Below are 21,530 nucleotides of genomic sequence, written 5' to 3' on the forward strand. Positions count from 1 at the left end.
GTATTTCCTTAAATTCAAATGATTAAGTAGCAGCTACTTAGTGCTTACAGTGACGAAGCTTTTAGAAAACTCGTTTTTACCATCAATTGTCAGCTTGCCTGATTTAGTTAAATCGAGCTCAACGCGGGTGTAGTCTCTGCCGCCTTCTTCGCGTACAACTTCAATATTTAGTAAGTATTTACCTGGTTTTACTGGGTTACCGTCTAAATCATTACCTTGCCAATTTATGGTGTAAGTACCCGCGCGCTTGGTTGCGCCGCTAATGCCGTCAAAGTTGGCATCGCTTTTACCGGCTTTACGCCACCATTGGCGTAAGTCTTTAAACCATTCTGCTTTTTGCACCCAAAGTGCAAGCGTTGTAACGTGTTTGCGCTCAGGAGTTTCAAGCCAAACTGCAACGTAAGGGCGGTGATACGGTTGCACTTCTAAGTCAGGAAGCGTTAATTCAATCTCTAGCTGTGATGTTTGCGCATGCGCTGTTGTTTGAAAAAACGCAGCTACGAGCAGTAATGCGGCGCTTATAAATAATTTAAATTTAACCATTAAGACACTCCTTTTATTTGTGGAACCCAACATAAATATATAACCAGTGGAGTTGCCACTCCCAGTAAAGTTATCCATATTCCTGCTAAGCGTTTTTTTCTATTTTGAAACAAAATAATCATGCCGGTGATGGCAAATATAATCATTAGTACGGCAGATATATCAATCACCCAACTCCATATTTCACCGCTGTGGCGGCCTTTATGTAAGTCGCCAATAAGGCTTAAAAAGCCACCTGTTTGGTAATCAAGATTTAGCTCGCCAGTTGTAAAGTCAAGCTCTGCGTAGGCAAACCCAGCAGGTAGTGGGTAGTCGAGCATGACAAGCGCGTCTTCTTTTTCCCACTCAATGCTTTTTACTTTTGTAAGTGAATATTGCTCGGCTAGGTAAGCTTCTATTTCAGGGTAAAGCGTAGGTAACGTATTTAGCTGTTCATTCGCTTTGGTAACTAACTCAGCTGGAATTGCCGCCGTTACTTGGCCGTTATTTTTATCGTTTTTAAGCCAATCAATATGGTTGAGCACAATGCCGCTAACGCAAAACAAAATAAGCAGAAAAAACAAAGCTGTAGAAATATAAATATGTAGAGCGCGACTTGTACTATACAAAGTTCGCTTATTAATAAACGCCATAAATAGTTTAATGTTGTAAAATTTACAACATGATAATGATTTGCATTAGTCATTACAAATTTACTTACTTAACTTTACATTAAGATTTTACAAGTAGAGGGTATTTGTAGGGATGCGTTTAGTACTTAGGTGGAGTGGAGGGCCTTAAGATAAGGTAAATCATTACCGATATTTCTATCGCTGCAACGAGGTAAATAACCCAAATCGGGGCAGTAGAGTACAGTAAAAATATAAACCCAATTAACATGCCAATGGCGGCATAACATTTTGCTTTAACGGGAACCACTTTGTGAGCTTGCCACTGTTGTAATGTAGTCCCATAACGAGGATGGTTAAGTAACCAGTGTTCTAGCGCGGGCGATGAGCGAGTAAAACAAGTGAGCGCTAAAATGAAAAATATAGTGGTGGGCATAACAGGCAGTACAATGCCAATAATACCAAGTGCAACCAGTATCAGCCCTAGCATTTTTAGCCATAAATTTTTATAACAAACAAAGGCTGCTCTTATATTCACTTATACTCATTTTGTTTAATTACGGATACATTAAATTGTAGGCTAATTGAGGCGTAATTCGAAGTACTTATGCCAATTTTATTAAAAACATGATGATTATATAGTATTAAATAGTGACTCATTTCGTTAAAAATTTTTGCTTGGTTTTAGTGCGGTTTTTTATCATTTAATAGACCAAATATATAAGCAGATTGGTATGAAATAACAACAGCACGCAATAAAAAAGGACAAATGTATTTTGTCCCTTTTTTATTGTTAAATAGATTATGTGCGACTTTTTTAGAAATAGTAACCTAAATTTATATTGAAGCGACGCTCTGTATCGCCATCTCCTATCATTGTTCCGCCAATAAATGGCTGGTTACGCGCTTGAACATAATCAAAGTAGGTAAAAAAGGCACCGGCCGATACACTCACACCTGTTATATTCATCCATGTATTGGCGCTATCGTCTGATTTGTCGTATATGGTGCTGTAGTCGTTATAAAATTGTAGGGCATTTACAGGCCCCCATTCTACCGAATAATTGTAGGCAACGTTAAGGCTAGACATAGTTGCCTCGCTTGAAATCGTATCGTAATAGGCATAGGCTGCAACCGAAATACGGTCACTTTGATCGTCTAAGTCGTAGTCATACTCGCCATGTTGAAGCTGAATATTCCAGTTATTAATCTGACTATCAAGGTGTACAGCCCATGCACCATAACTACCTGCTCGGTCTACACCGTCATGTAAGCCGCCACTGAGTAGTGAAATACCAATATCTGTTGTTATGTTTTTATTGTGCTTAATTTGATATGTTGCACGCCCAGCAAAGGTATTGTACTCACCAAGCTCATTAGCTGGTTCTGCATATGTTCCTTCGCTTGCACTGCGGCTACCAACAATATCATAAGAATAACGATGGCTTTTATCTGATGCTGATCCGTCAACACCGCCAAGCTCGTCATTTTTGAAAAAGCCTAAGTCTAATTTCCAGTTATCTTTCAATTTGCGTTTAACGACAACACCTAAATCAAAATCATCTTCTAGGCCAATATAATAGTTGCTGCTAAAAAAGTAGTTATGAGAATTATAAGGACCGTTACCAAATGGCACTTGTGTAATGCCTGCTTGCGCTTCCCAATCATTTGTAAACTCATAACCTAGATAGGCATATTTAATTACGGTCATATAATCAAAAAAGCGAATTTCACCATTTACTGAGATATCGTTAATTTTTCCTGATACATTTAAACGAAAAATATCAAAATCGAAATCACCGTCACGATCTTTATTATCTTCATCGTATGAGGCCACGCTATAGTTAGCGCGAATTGCACCACCGAATTTAATACCGTCGTCTTTTTTTACTGGCTCTACAACAGTTGCTGTTTGCTGAGCCTTTTTACTAATTTTAGCAACTTGCTCTTCATGCTTTTTATTGATTTTCTGTTGTTTGGATTTCTCTTCGATTAATTGATTTTCGAGCAGCTGCATTTGCTGTTTTAGTTGTTTTAATTGGTTTTGAAGGGTGTCGAGATCCGTGGCGTAAGAAGTGCCAGTAACACCACTTAAAATTAATGCTAACGTTAATTTAGAGAGTTTAGTCATAGTAGCTGCTCAGATGTTGATTAAAAAATAAAAAATTCAAGGCGTCAAAAAACGCCTTACGTTTAGAGTAAGTACAAAACTTATGTGTTTTTATTATTTATTCTTTAGGAGCTTGAGTCAGCGCACCAACTTCTAGTAGGGGAGATGCATCTAATTTGTCAGCATCCATCATTGCGGCTACGCGCTGCATTGACGAGAGTAAAAGACTCTGTTCCCATTCAGCAAGTGCAGAGAACTTTTCAATAAAGTGTTCTTGCAATGGCTGAGGTGCTTTTTCAAGTAACTCTTTTCCTTTTTCTGTGAGGTATAAGCTCACTCGTCGTTTATCCATTTGACTGCGTACGCGTGTTACTAAATCTCTACTTTCGATTCTATCTAGAATATTTGTGACGGTTGCTGGGCTTAAATTGACATTTTGAGCAATACGACTGGCAGTTATGCCGTTTGTTTGGGAAACTTCCTGCATAATAAGCAGTTGTGGCCCTGTTAAACCCGCTGTTTTATTTAGTTGCTTAGAGTGCAAATCAATCGCACGGATCACTTTACGTAAAGAAACTAATAACTCGTCATATTTCTGCATTTTTTTATCTCGTCGAAAAAGCAATAGCTTGCCGTAATCGCGAAATGTTACACATCAAATAAATTGAATTCAAATTATATATTGTATTTCAACCCGCTTTTATTGGTTTTTAATGCTTAGAGCAGAAACTAATGTAAAATTATATTGTTCAAAATTTATTAAATATTCTTAGCATCTTGTATACATTAAGTTGCGCACAGTACGTAGGTTGTGAATAATTGGCAAGTCTTATTACATAGACTTTAGTATTATTCATTTACAGCTGTTAGTACAAAGTAATTGTTTGTGAGTTTACTGTAGATGTATTAATCGGCAATGAACAAATTCAGCAATCAATATTTAATATCAATAGCGTATACTTTAAGTATGCATTATTGTTTTTGCACAAATATTAAAAATCTTTAGTATCAGTATTATAGGGGAAGGTATGAAATTATCGCCATCAGTTAGCATTGAGCAAAGCGAAACCGGTCTTGAGTTTATTAAAATAGCTAGTGCAAAGTGCGATGCAAAAATATTTTTGCAAGGTGGGCAAATTACCGAGTTTATTCCTAAAAATAACAAGCCGCTTATTTGGGTGTCACAGAGCGAAACCTATCAAGAAGGTGTAAGTATTCGAGGTGGTATTCCAATTTGTTGGCCATGGTTTGGTACACATGCTAATGATGGATGGCCAGCCCATGGTTTTGCGCGCACAAGCGTATGGCAAGCCGATGAAGTACACGAATCTGATGAGCAAATTACAGTTAGTCTGAAGCTACCCATGAAACTTGTTAATACAACGTATTGGCCGCATCAGTCCGCATTAAAAGTTGAGTTTGTATTAAGCGATAAATTACAGGTTCGCTTGACGACCACTAACTTAGGAAGTGTGCCATTTAGCTTTACTCAAGCACTGCATACCTATTTTCCTACCTCAGACATTACAAATACTCATGTTGATGGGTTGCAAGGCGCGCAATATATTGAGTTTAGTGAAGGGCCATTTGTACAAAATGACATTGTAAGCTTTGATCGCGAAACCGACATGGTTTATACACAAGCAAATACAGAGCAAACCATTAATACGCCAGAAGGTGTTATTAATGTGAGCCGCGAAAATTCAAGTTCGTGTGTACTTTGGAACCCATGGATAGAAAAATCAAAACGCTTATCTAACTTTGCTGATGATGAATATAAAACAATGCTCTGCCTAGAGGCCGCTAATGTTTTAGGCGATAAAGTAACGCTTGAGCCAAAACAAAGCCACACCTTAATAACCACCATTAGTTGGTAAGTAATTAAAGCAGTAATAGGGATAAATAGTGTTTAACAATCAACAAATAATGGATTTGCCAAAGCATAGTGATATTAGGTTTAAGCCGTTGGCTGATAAAGCCTTATTACATACACAACTTAGCTCGCTTCTGTTTTATATTCCGCTAATTGGAGCGCTTATTGCTGTTTGTTATTTCAATGAAGCCTTTGCTAATAAGGCACAAACGTATTTGCTAATTGGTATGCCTATTTTGGTGGCCATATCTATGGCGTACAACATGATAAGTGTGAGGTTGCGAGGTTTTGCAGTGCGAAATCATGACATTGCTTTTAAAAAAGGCGTTATTTGGCAACAAGTGACGGTATTGCCTTTAGCGCGTGTACAGCATATGGAAATACACCAAGGGCCAATAGAGCGAAAACTTAGCCTTGCGAGCATTAAATTATTTAGCGCTGGCGGTATAAGTGCCGATTTACAAATTAGTGGGCTAACCCATGATGATTGTAAAAATATGCGCCAATTTGTACAAAATTACCGTCAAGACGACGCAACTACTCAGGCAACTTTAGTCGATGAGTAATACAACTATCGAAGATAAAGCGAGCCCTATTTACTGGCAAAAAGTATCGCCCTGGGCACTTTTATACTTTGTTGTGCACTTTAGTGTGCGGTTTGTAAAAGATGGCCTTTTAAACTTACTGCCTATGCTTGTGGTGTTTGTTACTCAAGTAGAAAATAAATTATTTTGGGCACAGGTTGCAGGCGGTATTGCACTAATTTTGCTACTTGTTTACTCATTTTTATATTATTTAAATTTTAAGTTTAGTATTAGTAGCGACAACGAAATATTGCTTAACAAAGGTGTATTTAAAAAAGAGCGACTTACGCTTAAATTTGGCCGCGTGCAAAACGTTAATATTGCCGAGCCGTTTTATTTTACCCCCGTAAACTTAGTTAATTGTATTTTTGATGCCGCAGGCAGTGTGTCACAAGAAGTTGTTTTACCTGGTGTTACTCAAGATTACGCACAGCAAATGCGTAAACAAATATTTGATTTTAAAGCGCAGCAACAGCAAGAAATACAAAATACTGAACAAAGCGAAACAGACACTATCGAAAACAGCCTAAGCATTAGTAATAAAGAAATAGCCAAATTTGGTTTAATGTCGAATATGGCTATTTTAGCAATCGCTGCTGTTGCCCCTTTTATAAACCTGATTGTTGATTTTTTAGAGAAGCAAATTATTGCGAAAGTAGAAGGCTTTTATCAACAAGAGCTTGGTATGCTGGCAAGTGCTGCTACTTTTGCGATGATCACCTTAATTGTTTTGCTAGTTTTGGTCGCTGTGATGCTATCGGTGACTATGTCGCTTATTCGTTTTTATAACTTTGAGCTTTATTTTAAAGGTCAAAAGTTTAAACGTATTGCTGGCTTGTTAGAGCGCCATCAGCTTTCTATGAGCATGGACAAGGTGCAATCTATTGTTATTAAACAAAACCTAATGGGGCGATTACTAAAGCGATTTACCGTGGAGTGTTTACAAGCAAGTAGCGGTGGAATAGCAGCCAGTGTTGCAGCTAAAAAAAATAAACAAACGTTAGTATTACCCGTATTAAATAGCGAGCAAGTTGATAGTGTATGCCAGTGGATTTACCCGTGGTTTAATAGTAAAAAACTCGCTTTTAAGCGCGCAGAACGAGCGCTTTTGTATAAAAATTTAGGTTTTTATTCATTGTTACCCAGTGCACTCGTGTTTGGCTTTTGTTTTATTGCTGATATTAATACTTTGATTAGCCTTGGTGTTTTGGTGGTGCTTTCTGGCTTGGTAACTTTATCGTATCAGCGTTATGGTTATTACATGCATGAGGATAATGGCCGATATTACATGGTTGTACGCAAAGGTATGATTGGCGTTCATTACCGTGTTTTTGAGCTTTATAAAGCGCAAAGTGCACGCAGTATAAGTACGTACTTAATGAGAAAATCAGGCTTAAAAAGCCTGTATATACAACTTGCTTCGGGCTTTGCATTTATGCCCTATATAAAGCAGCAAGATGCTGACTTTATTATTGATTTTACAATCAAACAGATTGAGTCAGATACTCGCAGCTGGATGTAAATCACCCTAATAAAACATGTGTAAATACTCATTTTCACATGTTTTATTACACTTTCTTACTGCCCATGAAAGACATTTAATAATACTCTAGATGGTATTAAGGAATTCTTTTAGGGACGCTCATGAAAAAAACACTTATCGCATCAGCTTTATTACTAGCAGCACCGAGCTTTGCAGCCGATTGGCAAACTATTCATACCGAACATTTTAATGTTCACTACAGTGTTGAGCATGCTGATTTTGCTAAATCAACTGCAGCAGAGCTTGAAATAGTACGCACCAAAGTGCTTGAGCAGCAAAACCGAGCACTTGATAAAACAGTTGATGTAGTGGTGTTTGATCCCCTAAATGCGGCAAATGGCTTTGCGCTACCTACCTCAAATAATCCTGTAATGGCGCTTTTTACAACCCCACCACAATCCGACACCGTTATATCAAACAGCGCTGGCTGGCAGCAGTTACTTGTACTGCATGAATATATTCACTTAGTACACTTAGCACAGCCAACACGCAATGACTGGCAGCAAAAAGTACGTGGCATATGGGATTTATACGACTTAACCTACAGTGATACACCGCGCTGGGTAGCCGAAGGTTATGCCACATTGATTGAGTCTAAAATGACGGGCCGTGGGCGTTTATTTGATAACTACTCAGAGTCAATACTGCGAGAATTTGCTCAGCAAGGTGCTTTGCCAACCTATGGGCAATTAAATGGCGAGCAGGGCTTTATGGGCGGCTCAATGGCGTATTTAATGGGGAGCCGCTTTTTAAATTGGCTAGAGCAAAACTATTCAGAGCAAACACTCGATAGTGTTTGGACGCGAATGCAAGGCGTAAAAACGCGGGATTTTGATGAGGCATTTAGCGGTGTGTTTGGGCAAAGTGCAGCCAAGCTATACCGCCGATTTATAGCTGAATATACCTATAAAGCAATGCAAATAGAGCAAGGGGAGGTGTTACTTAATAGTGAACTTTGGCTTGAACTTAACTTATATGCAAGTAACCCCGCACTTTCAAAAGATGGTAGTAAAATTGCAATTGTTGAGCGAGATAAAGAAAGTAATACCAAGCTTATAATTTATAGCACGGATGACAACATTAAAGCGCAAGAAGAGTTTACTAAAGCGCAAAAAGAGCTACTCGAAAACGATGCACAAGACATCCCCGATGCAGCGCCAAGTGTGTTTAAGCGCGAACAAAAACAAGTGCTTAATCAAATTAATCGAGCCGGTATTGCAAACCCGCAATGGGTAAATAATACAACGTTATATTTTAATGCGTACAGCAATGAAGAGTCGGGTATTTATAACAAAGTGTCTGACATATTTAGCTATAACACTGACACTGGAAATATTACACAACTTACCGAACTTGCTGGTATACGACGATTTAGCGTAACCAGCAATGGTGAAACCTTATATGGCGAGCAAATAAGAGATGGCTACTCTGAATTAGTAAAGGTTGATCTAAACACGCAAACCATCACACCATTATTTACAAAAAGCCTTGAGACAACTTACGATTACCCAATACTCAGTCCTGATGAAAGTAAATTGGCTTATTCATCAACGTCATTAAATGAAAATTGGCAGTTGTATATACAAGGTGTAGGCGGCGAACAGCTATCAGTACCTATGCCAAACGGGTATCAATATTTAAGTCAGCCGAGCTTTAGTCTTAATGGCGAGTCACTTTACTTTGTTGCAGGCTTAAATAGCGCTACTGATATTTATAACTACAACATAGAGAGTAAAACACTTACCAAGTTAACTCAGGGGCAGGAAGCCGTTGCCCACCCGATTGAAATGGCCGATGGCTCGTTACTCTATTTTTCGATAACCGCAGATGGGCCAAATATAAAAACACTGCCAAAAGCTATAAAGAGCACTGTAGTTACTGAATTTTCGGCTAACAAAAAAGCACCGCTGCTAATTGTAAACGAACATACGCTTCCAAAAGCTAAAATATATACGCACCAAACAACGCAGCAGACAAATTACAACGTACTCGATCAGCACGCTACTTTTGCACTAGGAACGCAGTATTATTCGGCTTCTACCAGTTTGTTAGATTTAAGCATTAAAAGTAGCGACTTATTAAAGCAGCTCGACTTGCAAGCGGGATATAGCACTGATTTACACGATGGAGCACTGCACGGTGGTTATGTGCAGGCAAAATATAATGCGCTTGATGTAAAACTGAGACTTGCACTGTTTGACTATGATTTAAATACATCGCGCCAGTACCAAGCAAGTTTAAATACCGACATAGATGCCCGTGGTGGTTTTGCTGCAGTAAGTTACCCAGTTAAATTTGGGCAGCTAAGTTTAACGCCAGAGATTGCCTACAATTACACTGATTATAAGATAAGCCATAAAAGCTGGACGCGTTTAGGCGTTGCTCAAAATTGGCAATATGATCGTCAAGATTTTGCGATAGGCCAAAGTGTTTATGCGAGTTGGTACGATGGCAGTAGTAAAAGTAGTAATTGGCAAGGCTACGATTTAGCCGCCAAAATTTTTGGTAAGGCGTTTGGTATTCCTCTTTATGCAAACTTTGATCAAAAACAGCGTGATGACAATAGCCTTGCATTAGGTGGTTTTAGCTCAAATCTTATTAATCAGCAACAAAGTAGTGAACATGTACTTTCATCTGATCTGCCCTTTTACAGCGCAACTGCAAAGCGCTATCAAGGCTACGGTGGCGGCTTTAGCTTTAAAGAAGGCATGCCGTGGCTTTATTATAAGCAACATCAACTCGACGACACCGTATACGCACAAAGCTACGGCTTAAAATACCAAGGTGATTTTAGTTTTGGGATGGGGCCCGCGGGTGTAAACGACTTAACCTTTAATATGGGACTGTCGCGAGTAGAAGGCGACAGTTTTGAAGATGAAATGCGTGCTTGGCTGAGCTTCTATTATTCGTTATAAATATTAATCGGCTAAGTTACTTTTCCATCTGCAAGGATAGTAACTTAGCTTGATATATATCGAGCTTTTGGTTATCACGCTCTAGTTTAATTGCTTTTTCAAGTAAGGTTTGTGTTTGTTTGGTATTGCCTTGTCGATAGCGAACTTTTGCGAGTTCCAAGTATAACTCAGCAATGTAAGGCGCTTTAGTAATGGCTTGCTCAAGGTTTGCTTTAGCTTGATGAACGTGGCCAGCTTGTAAGTTGTTTTTAGCGATCACTAATAATTCGTATGGGTCTTTTTCTTTATTAACTAATTGTGAGGTGAGCTCTTTAACAAGCTCTTTGTCGCCTAACTCTTCAGCTAAAAGCTTATAGTTGCTGATTAAATTAATGCTTATCTCGTTATTGCTAAGTGCTGTTTGGTAGATGTTTTTAGCGCTTTGTAAATCACCAACTCGGCGATGTAAAATACCAGCTATGTTAAATAGTTCTGCATCATTTGGTGTAAATTTATTCGCTTGTAAAATAAGAGAGTAAGCCGTATTAAATTGTTTTTTGGCAAGTGCGTTTGTCGCTAAGTTACTATAAAACTTAGCTAGCAAATCGTTATAAGTTGCACTACCAGAATAGATACTACCTTGAGTCGGGAAATAGTCTATCAGTGTTCCTGCTCTAATAAATTCGATATAATTATCTTCTTTCTTTACTTTGGGAGCATATACCTTTGTCCTAAAGTGATTAGCCACATAGACTATGTTGCTTTCTTTGGCATACACCGGTTCGCTGGTCACTTCCTGGAAACTTGTATCGAGACTTAAGGTTTGTGCGTAGCTTTGTGTTAGTACCGCTAGACTAATGCAATTACCTTGCGATAATTTAAGGGCTTGCTTTGAAGTAAGTGTATCGCCATGGTACTTGAAGTTTTCTAACCGACCTTCTAGATAATTAAAAATAACTTGATCAGCTCGGGTATCTGCTAGATTTTCATTTGCATAGGTTAAGAATTTTTGCTTTTCTGCTTGAGGCAATTCAAAAATGCTTTGCTCGGTTGGTGTGCCCAAGCGCTCAAAAAGCGAATGATTTATAAGACTGGATAACTGTACTTTTTGAGCCGGAGTAATTGCCGGTGTATTTTTACATGCAGTTAAAAAAAGACAAAATATTAATATTATAAACTTCATAAACCACCTCAATGTGAACTTTGACTTTACATTGAGGTGGTTTTCAAATCAAGCGTTAACTATGCCTCGCTTACTTAAGCGATTTTTTTGTGACTGTTTTTTACGTTTTCGGCGGGTAAACCATAAGTAAAAGCCGGTTCCGGCTAGCCATACCGGACTTAAGCCAATTACACACCACAGTATTTTACTAGTAAGACCTGCGAAATAACCAAAGTGAAGTTTTCTGAAGCTATCAATTACTTGCCAGCCAATACCAACTTCGCGAATATCCCAGTTGACCATGTGGTCACCAGTCAATTTATTGTAGGTAACAGTATTGGCGTATTCACTGGCAAGCGGGTTGGCAGTTTTAACTTCTCCAAATACGGTAATATTTTCATCCGGTTCTAATGGCATAACCAAAAAAGTGCTATTAAAAGTAGTTATTTGTTGTTTGCTATTATCTAAAATATCTTGAAACGAGATATCTGCACTATGTAGCTTTTTGGTTAGCACAAAATGTTCTTCTTCTGCGTGCTCTATTACTTCGTGATACCAAACAGCCCAGTTAAAGTAGCCACCTGTAATCGCTAAAATAATAATGATAGGGGAGCCAATAACACCGGTCATTTTATGGATATCGCTAAGGACTATTTGTAGTGTCGCACGCCAGCGTACACTAAACAGACGTTGCCAAAACTTGCGATAAATAATGAGGCCTGTAATGCCTAAGATTAATAAAAACAAAGCAAAAAAGAAGCCTAAAACAGTACCTGTTTGGCCAGGTAAACTTTTTAAGTCATTTAGTAAAAATGTGTAATGTAGTTCTAAAAACCAATCAGTAAAGTAATGGCTAGTGCCTACTGGCTCCGATAAAATATCACCTGTGTACTGGTTTAAATGAAACTTATACCATTGCTCTGTACCGCGTTTAACTAAGTAAACCCGATCAGCAGTATCATTGTTAAAAATCTCCCAGCTACCCACTAGATACTCAGGGTAAGCATGTTCTGCTTTAGCGATTAATTTATCGATTGTTATACGCTCTGGCAACGCTTTTACAACAAAGTGACTATCAGGCATAAGTAAGCCATCTATTTCACTTTTAAAAACTAATACACTGCCTGTAATACTAATGACAATGAGTGGAATGATTGCAATAAGGGCAATCCAGCTGTGGATCTTAAAAAGTATTTTTCTCATGGATGGTTTTATATGCAGTAGCTAATGACCTGCGCATGATAACAACTATCATTTTTATTTGTAAGTTGCAGTAATGAATTTCAATAAAACAAACAAACTGTGAACTTAATTCTACGGTTTTTGTATACTCAGCTTGCCAGTACCTAAAACAAGTTTTTGCTATTTAGTTGAGTTAAATTTACGCGGCTCTACAATGCCGCGCTCATAGTAAAAGCCTTTTAAAACATATGTTTAATAAATGTTTTTATTTCCATTTCTAGTTAACATTTATGTAACGAGTGAGGTTGCTTTGGCGCATTATTTGCCTATATTGTCTTCTTTTATTTTGGTTTTTAGTTTTTTACCGCTACTAAACAAAATTCGAAAAAATCGTAGTGTCTCAGGTTTATCACTATTGATGATGACGTTTGGGTTAGCGCAAAGCCTTTATTTTATAACCTACAATATTTACTTTGAGCGCTATTATATTGCATTACCATTTATTGTAACCGGTGCGTTAAGCGGGCTTATTTTGTATTTTTTTGCACGTTTCAACGCAGCTAAACGAGAGCGCGTACAGCTGGTTACTATGTTAGGTTTTTCGTTACTGCCTTTTTCACTGCTTTTGAATTCAAACCTCGATACTGCAACGGTATTAAGCGCTTTAACGTATGTTGGCCTTGTGATGAGTTCGGTACGTGTTATGCCGCAAACTTATAAAACATTGCGTACGGGTAATGTAAGTAATTTAAGCGCGCGCTACTTTAGCTTGCAGTTTATTGCTGGTATTTGCGGCTTAGTTGTTGAGCTTTCAAATGCAGCCACAAGTACTGCGCACTTACTTATGTTTATTATGTTGTTGCTTACAAACGCTGTGCAATTTGGCTGTATGCAATATTATAGAGTGCGACCTGTAATGGCTTAAAGCTAAAATAAAAGTGCTAATTGAGTTTAGGTGTGGCAGTTTTAAGCTATTAATCATTACAAAGTTTAAACAATGCAATTAACTATTCATCAAATTGATGCGTTTACGAATGAGTTATTTAAAGGTAACTATGCGGCAGTGATCCCATTGAAATCGTGGCTAAGTGACGATTTAATGCTAAAAATTGGCGCTGAAAATAACGTATCTGAAACGGCTTTTACCTGCCAGCAAGACGATGGCAGTTTTGTTATTCGCTGGTTTTCGCCGTTAATGGAAATTGACTTTTGTGGTCATGCCACACTTGCGGCTGCCTATGTTTTATGTGAAGAGCATAATATATCGCAAATTCGCTTTATTGCTGATGCGGTGGGCGAGCTAATCGTTAATAAAAACGCTGATGGCAGCTTTGCAATGACCTTTCCGAAACAAGTACCGGTTGAAGTGCAAAATGTACCGCAGCAATTGCTTGATGGCTTGTCTATACAACCGAGTAAAGTGCTTAAAAATCGCCAAGCTTACTTTGCTATTTATGAAAATGCCGATCAAATACTTGAATTAAAAACTAGCTCAGAGCTTTTAAAAACGCTTTATCCACTTGATGTAGTGGCTACTGCTCCAAGTGCTGAATATGATTTTATATCTCGTTATTTTTGGCCTGCAAGCGGTGGCGACGAAGATTATGTGACAGGTTCTATTCATACTGGCTTGGCACCTTACTGGGCGCTGCAATTAGGTAAAACTACGTTAAGCGCTTATCAGGCTTCAAGCAGAGGCGGGCAGCTAACTTGCGAAGTGGGTGATACAACCGTCACCTTAACCGGGCATGCTGTAAGGTATTTAAAAGGCACTATTTATATTTAATCTTTATTGTTCTTGTTATAAAAAAGGCCACGTTAAATGTGGCCTTGGTTTTACTCAATTGTTAGAGCTGCTTTACGCTTCTAGCGCTTTTGCAATTAAGCGATCAATATATTTTTTATGCGCTTTAGTCGCTGTATCTGCACCCCATGCAACACTGGTATCGGCTATTTGAGTTAGCTGATATAACGCAGCGGTTTTAGCTAGGTTATCAAATTTACTTGCTTTACCAAGGCCTGCAATCGCGATTAGCTGGTTAACATACTCAATTTGTAAGTTGTGGCTAATAGAGTTGGCGTCTTTGCTTTTCACAAAAATGCTGGCAGTTAAATCTTGCATAAACTGAGTTAGGCTATATTCATTACCGTATAGAGCGGTGTCAGAAATACGCAGTAACACAGCAGGGTGTAATAGCTGCGCAAGTACAGACTTTTGCATACCTAAAATCATTTGGTGTGCTTTAGGGTCTTCATTTTTGCCAAAGTGATTAAAGCCACGACGTTGCAGCTGTAAGTAGCTATAAAGAGGTTGCATGTTTTGTAGTACATCTGGCGCAAATACAAACTTTGCTAGTATATCCATTGCTTGTGTTTGACGCTCAAGCGATACCGGTGTAAATGGTTTATCTGCATTTGTATCACCTACTACAGCGCGCTCAACGTACACACCACCAATCTGGCGAGAAACAACACCGGCTTGAGCTCGGTACTGACCAAATAAGCTATTAGCAGAGGTAACAAGCTGTTGGTAAGACTCACCTTTAACCGTTGCTTTATCTTTTAGCTCAGTAAATAGTTTATTAATTAGTGCCATACGATCTGCGCCATAGGCAGCAGGGTTTGACGACAAATCACCAATCATTACACGTGGATCGATATGGCGACCCGGTGCACGCATATCGTCTGCATCGTTACCAAAGGCAAGGGCATGTTCACTTGAACGAGCAAGTATTTTTTCAAGTCTAGCTTGCTCAGCCGCTTCATCTGCAAGTGATACGCTATAACCGTAATTAATTGCCCAATCATCATAAGGACCAGGTTTTGTTTGAAAAATATCACCTTGCTGCATACCAATTGGGGCAATGTTAGCCGGTGCATAATCCATTACAGAACCGGTTACTATGCCTTGGGTTTTGTTTTTGTCGTGTACTTCTTTTTCATCCCACAAAATAGATGATTTCATATTGTGGTTAAGACCTAAAGTATGACCAACTTCGTGAAGTACCAATTGCGTTAGACCTTGGCTAAGCATTTCTTTATCTTCAATTTTGTCGCCGCTAGCAAGGCCTTTGGCAAGCATTAGATTTTGTTGAATCTCATGCCCAAGAGAGCAATTTAGCTCGCCGGTATCTGTTGCTTCACCGTGGCTCATTGTTCCTTGGGTGAAAAGTGTGTCGTAAATCCAGCGGTTTTTCATAAATACAAGCTCAAGCATAATATCTGAGCCCAGTATTTCGCCTGTTAATGGGTTAGCAAGTGCTGGTCCGTATCCGCCAAATGGAGGCTTAGGTGACGAAGTCCAACGTAGTACGTTGTAATTAATATCGCCCGCATCCCAATCCGCATCGTCTGGTTGTACTTTTACTTCCAGCGCATTTTTAAAACCGGCTTTTTCAAAAGAAGTATTCCATGTTAAAACTGCATCACGAATAGTATCGCGCCATTCAACTGGTGTCGTATTCTCTATCCACCAAGTAATTGGTTTTACTGGCTCTGAAAGTGTTGCACTAGGGTCTTTCTTTTGTAAGTCCCAGCGTTTTATAACATCTTGATAAGGTGCCCAATCGGTAGATGTCATTTGATCAAATTGGTTGGTAAAATAACCAATGCGAGCATCATCCATACGGGGTGCATAATTGTTGCTAGGAAGAGCAACAAACGAGTGCTGCACTTTTACCGATACGCTACGCGGATCGCTTACTGCATTAGAGCCACGTACAGTAGGGCTTGGGTTAGTAAATACGTAATCAACTACTACGTCTAAGTTATTAGGGTATGGACGCTGTTTAATAATGCGTGATTTTTTATCGTCTAGTTTACCTACTTTAAAGCGTTTTTTAGCGTTTTTATCTGCTGGATTTGGCGTAGGTGATACTTTATGAAGTGCTTCGCTTAAAAATAACTTATTTACATTAAATGCTATTTTACCGTCTTCTTCTTTTTCTATTTTAATGCTCGCAAGTACCGCTTCACTAATATTGGCATCACTCGCTTTTGAAATCGCACTGCTTTCGTCAAATTTGTAGCGAGGTGTTTTACTAATAATATCGATACGGTCAAAGTATTTTCTAAATTCAATTAACTTAGTTTCACGGTATGCACCACGATAATGGCCTGCATCTGTAACGCCATCGACAGTGTGCGCAAAATACACAAACGGCGTATTGAGTTGGGATTCGTTAATCACCATAAGGTGCTTACCGGTTTTTTCGTCTTGATAAAGGCTAAATATACCGGCAAATTCGGTTTGTCCTTTGATCATTTCGCTAAGTGTTTTTGACTCTTTTTCGTCGTTTTTATCGGCTGCAAATGCATGGCTGCCAAACGCTAAGCTAAGCGCAAGGGTGATGGACGTTAATTTCATTTTGAGACTTTTAATATTTGTTAATTTAATTGGACTGTACGTAAATTAATTTAATTTCGCACATCTTCGCGATGAAATTTAAGCGTTTAAAGCTAATTAATTGATATTAATAAATAAAAGTTTGTAACAAAATATAACGAATGAGATGAATCACCATTTCATTCATCTTTTATACTTATATAAAGTTGTAATTTGGATGTATTTGCAACAGTTGCTTACAAATGTCATCTTAATGTTTCTTATAGCTCTGGTATTATGGTGTTAATAGAATTTTAGGGATAAATAAGATATGCAATCAAATTCACTTAGATGGGTTTTTCCATTCGTCGCGCTTGCTTTAGGTATCGTTGGTTTTATGGCAATTAACGCTATTGCAAAAGAATCAGAAAAAAAAGAAGTTATTGATGCTCGTCCAACGGTGCAAGTTGAGCCTGTGGCAGCAAATGATCACCAAGTTATCATTAATAGCTACGGCGAAGTAAAACCACTTGAAAATACACAGCTTTCGGCGCAGGTGTCGGGCGAGGTGTTAAGTTGGCACCCTAATTTTGTAGCCGGTGGTGTAGTTGCTCGTGGCGAGACGCTGTTTACTATTGAAAAAGATAACTATGAAGGTGCAGTACTTGTTGCAGAGGCAGAGCTTGCCCGCGCGCAAGCCGGTTTAATTGAAGAGCAAGCTCAAGCGCAAGTAGCCGAAGACGAAGCCAAGCGCTTTCCAAGTAAAGCGCGTACCGATTTATTTTTACGTAAACCTCAAGTGCTCAGTGCACAAGCATCTGTTAAGTCGGCGCAAGCTGCATTAAAGCGCGCGCAACGTGATTTGGATAATTGTGATGTAACAGCCCCTTATGATGCGTTGGTAATTAGCCGAAATATAGGTGTTGGACAATTTGTCGCTATGGGTTCGCAAGTTGCTGAGCTCAATAATATTGAGACCGCTGAAGTGATTATTCCTATCGCAGGATTCGATAGCGTTTTTTTGCCAGAACGTATTAAAGGCATTACCGCCACGATTATTCAAAAAGGCCTAAACAGCTTTACCCGAGAAGGTGTAATTGACCGCGACCTAGGAATTGTTGATAACGCTACGCGTATGAGCAGTTTAGTGGTGCGTATAGAAGACCCATACGGTCTTAAAAATAAACAACCAGCGATTAAGTTTGGTAGCTACGTACAGATAAATTTTGCCGGTGCAATGCTTAATAATATTTACCGTTTACCGCAAGAGTTAGTTAATAACAAAACCGTATGGATCGTTAATGAAGAGCAACAGCTTGAGCCACGCAAAGTCACAGTTATTCGTGAAGAGGGTGAGTACTTTTACATCAGTGATGGTTTGCAAGCAGATGATAAGTTGGTGATTACTTTGCCAGAATATCCGCAAAAAGGTATGGCTGTAAAAATTGCGGGCCTTCAAGATACTAAAAAAACAGAGGCACTTGAAAATGCTTCCACTGAAAAATTATAAAGGTAGGCTGAGTTATGAGTAACACTGAACTACCAAATACAGCGTCTAACGCTGAAAAACAAACCGGTATTATTGCTTATTTTGCCAATAACTCCGTTGCTGCCAACCTAATGATGATTTTTATTGTGGTGATGGGGATTATTAGCTTTCTAAATATCCAACGTCAAATGTTCCCTAATGTAGAAATTAACTACATTAATATTGAAGCTAACTATCCTGGCGCTTCACCACAAGAAATAGAAGAAAGCATACTTATAAAAATAGAAGAGTCACTAAAAGATGTGACCGAAATTAAAAAAGGCGTGTATCGCGCATTTAGAAATGGCGGTACAGCAAGCCTGGAAATAAACACCGATGCAAAACTTACCGATGTGCTTGATAAAGTAAAGTTACGTGTTGATGGTATAGCAACGTTCCCAGCCGGTATGGAACCGGTCACCATAAGTCAGGTTGAGTTTAGGCAAGATGTAATAGGTATGACGCTTGTTGCTGACCTACCTCTTACTGAGCTTAAGCCTATAGCAAACCAAATAGAGGATGAGTTACTACAGCTATCTAACGTGTCGTTAGTGGTAAACGATGTTCCTCTTGATGAAATAGCAATTGAAATAGAACCCGATACGCTTCGTCAATATAACCTAACCCTTAGTGATGTAATGAATGCAGTGCGTCGTTACTCAGCTAACTTTTCGGCGGGGCAATTAAAAACAGACGCAGGTGTTATTTCTGTACGCGTCGAAAATCAGTTTTACTCAGGTGAAGAATTTAGACAAATACCGGTAAAAATAGGGGCTAATGGCGCTAAAGTGTTACTGCAAGATATTGCCGTGATTAAAGATCAGTTCACTGAGGGTGAGCGTTACTTTAAATTCAATGGTGAAAATGCGGTTTATATATCGGTAAAAGCGACTGAAGAGCAAAGTATTATCCCAGTTGCTGATTCAGTAAAAGCATTTATAGAATTAAAAAACAAAGAGCTACCCCTGGGGGTTCGTTTAGAGCCATTAATGGATTTCACGTATTACTTAAATGCCCGCTTAGATATGATGGTTACAAACCTCATTCAGGGCGCTATTTTGGTTGCAATTATGCTATCAATCTTTTTACGCTTTAAGTTGGCATTATGGGTAATGATTGGTTTACCAGTGTGCTTTTTGGGCGCAATGATGATGATGCCACTGTTTGGTGTAACCATTAATATTTTATCACTTTTTGCTTTTATTATGGTGCTAGGGATTGTGGTGGACGACGCCATTGTCATAGGCGAAAGTGCCTACACCGAAATAGAGAAAAAAGGCGGCGGTGTTGTTAATGTGGTTAATGGCGCAAAACGCGTAGCAACCCCCGCAACTTTTGGTGTACTAACTACCATTGCAGTATTTGCTCCATTTACGTTATCTACAGGTCCAGAAAGTGCCTTCTTTTATGGTATAGCTGTGGTGGTAATGCTGTGTTTGGTATTTAGTTTGATTGAATCAAAGTTGATATTGCCTGCCCATATTGCCCACACTCATTTTTCACCAATAAAAGAGGGGGGCTGGCGAGATCGGTTTAATACGCGATTTTTTGGTTTTGTAAATGGCCCATATAAGCGCTTTGTTGTACGTTGTGTTGAATGGCGTTGGTCAGTATTATTTTCATTTATCGCCCTGTTGATCGTAACCTTTGCTTTAATCTCATCAAATCAAGTTCGTACTGGGTTTATGCCAAAAATTCCGCATGACTACCCACAAATAAATCTAGAAATGAATGACAATGTATCAGACATACAAACAATAAATGCTATTCGTGAAATAGAGGCGATGGTGATTGCGATTGATGAAGATACCGAGCGCAAATATGGTCAAAAACTCATAAGAGATATTTTAGTATTTAACCAAGGGCGCACCGAAGCCCAAGTGCTTGTACCTCTTGTTGATGAAAGTGTGCGTCCTTATAACGCGTTTGAATTATCACGCCGTTGGCGCGAAGCCATGCCTGATATTGCCGGTGTTAAATCATTAACCATTTATGATGATGTAAATGGAGGAGGCAGTGACGGCGAATTTGGTTATTTATTATATGGCTCAGATATTGATACATTAAATAATGCTGGTCGTCGCTTTATAGAATTGCTGCAACAGCAAGAAGGTTTGTTTGATATTAGCTCAACAATAGACCCTGCCAGTAAAGAAGTGCAAATGAGCCTAAAACCGGTCGCTTACGATTTAGGTTTAGACTTAGCTTCTATTGCAAATCAAGTTGGGGCAAGCTTTTACGGTGGTGAGGCTCAACGTGTTATTCGCCGAGGCGAGGAAGTACGTGTAATGGTGCGTTACCCTAAACTGACTCGAGAGGCATTTTCGTCACTTAAGCATGCGGTTGTTACTACCCCGCAAGGTCGTGAAGTACTGCTTGGTGATGTAGTAGAGCTAACAGAAACACCAGGTATTAGTTATATCCGCCGTGAAGGGGGCTATCGTACTGTGTATGTTTATGGAAACATAGATGAAGAAGTGATTGAGCCAAACGAAGTTGTTGAGCAAATTAAAGAAAAATTACTACCACAACTTAAAGAAGAGTACCCAAGTGTTAAGTCAGAACTTGGTGGCGCCATTGAAGAGCAACAAGATCAAGCTAATCAGCAGAAGATGTTTTTCTTCGGTGGTATGATTTTGGTGTATATTTTATTAGCCGTACCCCTTAAGAGTTATGCGCAACCACTTATTGTTATGTCGGTGATTCCATTTAGCTTAACGGGAGCAATATGGGGGCATTACTGGTTTGGTTTGGATATAACTTTAATGTCTGGCTTTGGTATTATTGCAGCAGCAGGGGTGGTTATAAACGACTCACTCGTTATGACCGATTATGTGAATCAGGCCCGTAAAACAGGTGTTAGTATTAAAAATGCTGTAATAGATGCCGGTTGTGCTCGGTTCAGACCTATATTACTTACTTCAATCACTACATTTGCAGGCGTATTGCCCATTATGTTTGAAACAAGCTTACAGGCTAAGTTTGTAATACCTATGGCGGTAGCGCTTGGTTTTGCAGTGATGTTTGCAACATTAATAACACTTATATTAGTGCCATGTTTGTACATTATATTAAGTGATATCGGTAAGGTGTTTCCACGCATTTTGGGTGGGATTAGGGCTGTATTTAAACGTCGCCCGCAGAAGGTTTAGCTCAATAAATAACATACGGGCTTAAAT

Annotated in this window: 16 protein-coding genes; 8 read left to right on the forward strand and 8 right to left on the reverse strand. The window is 38.9% G+C overall.

Going from position 1 to position 21,530, the window contains the following annotated elements:
• Positions 1-33: 33 nt before the first annotated feature.
• From P20495_RS10875 to P20495_RS10855, 5 genes are all read right to left on the reverse strand, one after another.
• Positions 34-543, reverse strand: coding sequence for a DUF2271 domain-containing protein (locus P20495_RS10875; RefSeq protein WP_008136074.1), 510 nt, complete (start codon positions 541-543; stop codon positions 34-36).
• The gene (locus tag P20495_RS10870) at positions 543-1,175 is read right to left on the reverse strand and encodes a PepSY-associated TM helix domain-containing protein (protein WP_008136076.1); all 633 of its coding nucleotides are present in this window, start codon (positions 1,173-1,175) and stop codon (positions 543-545) included. The genes P20495_RS10875 and P20495_RS10870 overlap by 1 nt, the downstream gene beginning before the upstream one ends.
• Before the next feature lie 118 nt (positions 1,176-1,293).
• Positions 1,294-1,689, reverse strand: a complete 396-nt coding sequence (locus P20495_RS10865) for a YbaN family protein (protein ID WP_033015673.1) — start codon at positions 1,687-1,689, stop codon at positions 1,294-1,296.
• 279 nt (positions 1,690-1,968) lie between these two features.
• Entirely contained in the window at positions 1,969-3,282 is a 1,314-nt protein-coding gene (locus tag P20495_RS10860; protein WP_008136080.1) for a porin, read from the reverse strand.
• A gap of 97 nt (positions 3,283-3,379) precedes the next feature.
• Positions 3,380-3,862 (reverse strand): MarR family winged helix-turn-helix transcriptional regulator, encoded by a 483-nt coding sequence (locus P20495_RS10855; RefSeq protein WP_007377393.1) that lies wholly within the window; start codon positions 3,860-3,862, stop codon positions 3,380-3,382.
• 427 nt (positions 3,863-4,289) lie between these two features.
• Here P20495_RS10855 and P20495_RS10850 point away from each other — a divergent pair, with 427 nt between their 5' ends.
• The 4 genes from P20495_RS10850 (at position 4,290) to P20495_RS10835 (ending at position 10,176) form a co-directional block, all read left to right on the forward strand.
• Complete coding sequence (locus P20495_RS10850; RefSeq protein WP_008136082.1) at positions 4,290-5,138, forward strand: D-hexose-6-phosphate mutarotase; 849 nt, start codon at positions 4,290-4,292, stop codon at positions 5,136-5,138.
• Between the two features lie 28 nt (positions 5,139-5,166).
• The gene (locus P20495_RS10845) at positions 5,167-5,700 is read left to right on the forward strand and encodes a PH domain-containing protein (protein ID WP_008136083.1); all 534 of its coding nucleotides are present in this window, start codon (positions 5,167-5,169) and stop codon (positions 5,698-5,700) included.
• Positions 5,693-7,240, forward strand: a complete 1,548-nt coding sequence (locus P20495_RS10840; RefSeq protein WP_008136086.1) for a PH domain-containing protein — start codon at positions 5,693-5,695, stop codon at positions 7,238-7,240. Before P20495_RS10845 ends, P20495_RS10840 begins: the two co-directional genes overlap by 8 nt.
• A 122-nt stretch (positions 7,241-7,362) precedes the next feature.
• Positions 7,363-10,176 (forward strand): hypothetical protein, encoded by a 2,814-nt coding sequence (locus P20495_RS10835; RefSeq protein ID WP_008136087.1) that lies wholly within the window; start codon positions 7,363-7,365, stop codon positions 10,174-10,176.
• Between the two features lie 16 nt (positions 10,177-10,192).
• On the opposite strand, the gene P20495_RS10830 is transcribed toward P20495_RS10835, so the two are convergent.
• Together P20495_RS10830 and P20495_RS10825 are read right to left on the reverse strand one after the other, a co-directional pair.
• Positions 10,193-11,338 carry a lipopolysaccharide assembly protein LapB gene (locus P20495_RS10830; protein WP_008136089.1) on the reverse strand — a complete coding sequence of 382 codons (1,146 nt, stop codon included), beginning with the start codon at positions 11,336-11,338 and terminating at the stop codon, positions 10,193-10,195.
• Positions 11,339-11,386: 48 nt separating this feature from the next.
• A complete protein-coding gene (locus P20495_RS10825; RefSeq protein ID WP_008136091.1) occupies positions 11,387-12,520 on the reverse strand; it encodes a PepSY domain-containing protein in 1,134 nt (377 codons plus the stop codon).
• 289 nt (positions 12,521-12,809) lie between these two features.
• Between P20495_RS10825 and P20495_RS10820 the strand changes: the two genes are divergently transcribed.
• Entirely contained in the window at positions 12,810-13,424 is a 615-nt protein-coding gene (locus P20495_RS10820; protein WP_033015705.1) for a PQ-loop repeat-containing protein, read from the forward strand.
• A 72-nt stretch (positions 13,425-13,496) separates the two neighbouring features.
• Positions 13,497-14,285, forward strand: coding sequence for a PhzF family phenazine biosynthesis protein (locus tag P20495_RS10815; protein WP_008136094.1), 789 nt, complete (start codon positions 13,497-13,499; stop codon positions 14,283-14,285).
• 72 nt (positions 14,286-14,357) lie between these two features.
• On the opposite strand, the gene P20495_RS10810 is transcribed toward P20495_RS10815, so the two are convergent.
• Positions 14,358-16,865, reverse strand: coding sequence for a zinc-dependent metalloprotease (locus P20495_RS10810; protein WP_008136096.1), 2,508 nt, complete (start codon positions 16,863-16,865; stop codon positions 14,358-14,360).
• A gap of 289 nt (positions 16,866-17,154) precedes the next feature.
• Here P20495_RS10810 and P20495_RS10805 point away from each other — a divergent pair, with 289 nt between their 5' ends.
• Together P20495_RS10805 and P20495_RS10800 are read left to right on the forward strand one after the other, a co-directional pair.
• Positions 17,155-18,333: an efflux RND transporter periplasmic adaptor subunit gene (locus P20495_RS10805; protein ID WP_008136098.1), complete on the forward strand. Its 1,179-nt coding sequence runs from the start codon at positions 17,155-17,157 to the stop codon at positions 18,331-18,333.
• 14 nt (positions 18,334-18,347) lie between these two features.
• Positions 18,348-21,503, forward strand: a complete 3,156-nt coding sequence (locus P20495_RS10800; protein ID WP_008136100.1) for an efflux RND transporter permease subunit — start codon at positions 18,348-18,350, stop codon at positions 21,501-21,503.
• Positions 21,504-21,530: the final 27 nt, after the last annotated feature.

Source organism: Pseudoalteromonas sp. BSi20495, assembly GCF_000241185.1.
In the GTDB taxonomy this organism is placed as follows: Bacteria; Pseudomonadota; Gammaproteobacteria; order Enterobacterales; family Alteromonadaceae; genus Pseudoalteromonas; species Pseudoalteromonas fuliginea.